1 protein-coding gene and 1 pseudogene are annotated in these 1470 nt (G+C 32.1%); one reads left to right on the top strand and one right to left on the bottom strand.

All coding sequences use genetic code 11. From position 1 onward, the window contains the following. A partial coding sequence (locus EKL98_RS15810) for a fasciclin domain-containing protein (RefSeq protein WP_148104435.1) occupies positions 1-705 on the bottom strand: 705 nt, incomplete at its 3' end. A 314-nt stretch (positions 706-1019) separates the two neighbouring features. Between EKL98_RS15810 and EKL98_RS15805 the strand changes: the two are divergent. Then, a pseudogene (locus EKL98_RS15805) lies at positions 1020-1470 on the top strand (toxin-antitoxin system YwqK family antitoxin); the annotation flags it as partial.

Raw genomic sequence — 1470 nt, 5'->3', positions numbered from 1 at the left:
TGATGCAGTTCCACCTGGTGCTAATTCAGTATTTAGATCTGTAAATGCTGCATTTGTTGGAGCCATAACTGTGAACGGTCCTGTTCCAGAAAGAATACTAACAAAATTAGGTTGTCCAGCACTAGTCAATGCGCCAACTAATGAAGTGAAATTTGCGTTTGCTGTAGCGTGTGTTACAATCGTAGGCAATCCTATTACTTTATCTACTACATGGATGACACCATTCGAAGCCATAATATCAGCCGAAGTAACCATTGCAACTCCATTTAATTTTACACCTGACGCAGTGTTTACATACATACTCATTGTATTAGTTCCAGAAGTCGCACTTTTGGCCAAAGTTTTTACATAACCTGTAGTCAAATCTGTTGACATTACTTTTCCACTAACCACGTGATTCAATAAAATTTGTGTCAAAACGTCTTTTGGAACATCATTTAATGTAGCATAAGGTGTAGTTTTCAAGAAAGCTACAAAAGCTGCATCTGTTGGAGCAAATACAGTGAAAGGCCCAACTCCCTGAAGAGTCGAAGCTAAGTCTGCTTTTACTAATGCTTGAACAAGAATTGATAAGTTAGCATTAGTCTGAGCAATCCCAGTTATAGTATTGTCAGCCATAGGTTCATCATCATTGTTACAAGAAATTGCGGAAAATGTTATTGCAATAAGCGCAATGATAATTTTAATTTTAAATAAATTTTTCATAATGTTTTTTTTATGTTTGTATTAGTTTTTAAATTCTGTTCAAATTTATCTAAAAAAGATTAAACAAAATATTTCTTTGTGAAAATTTTAATATTTGTTTTACAGAATTTACTGCAACTAATACGTTGTTTATCAGGAAAATATAATTTGTATGTTTGTGTTTATCATAATAATACTAAACAAATGTTAGTGTAAACAAAATTGTTTTAAATGTGTTATTATGTAAATTTGTTTTCTACCAGTAATTAAGGCAGCGTAATATTATTAATCAAATTCAGTTATGTATATAAATCATTTATTAGAATCGCCTAGACATGACAAATAAACTTTTTTTTGGATTTTTATTTTTTGTAAACATGGCCATGTTTGCCCAAGTGGTTTACAATAAATTAGACGATAAGGGAAACAAAAACGGACCTTGGAAAGGATTTTATTTCGATACCAAAAACCCAAAATACGAAGGGGCATTCGAACACGGCAAAGAAATTGGTATTTTTACTTTCTATGATAATACCAAATCGAAAAGAGTGGTTGCTACTAGAGAATTTAATAGTAAAGATAATTCTGCCTACACGATTTTTTATGATCAACTCAAAAATAAAGTAAGCGAGGGCAAAGTCGTCAACAAATTATATGAAGGCCAATGGAAATATTACCACAAAGCTTCTAAAGCGATAATGACTACCGAAAATTATAGTAAAGGAAAACTCGAAGGTTTGCGGTCTGTTTTTTATTCCAACGGGAAAATTGCCGAAGAGATGCTAA

This window comes from Flavobacterium bomense (genome assembly GCF_003970355.1).
This window is presented reverse-complemented; position numbering and strand designations above follow the sequence as displayed.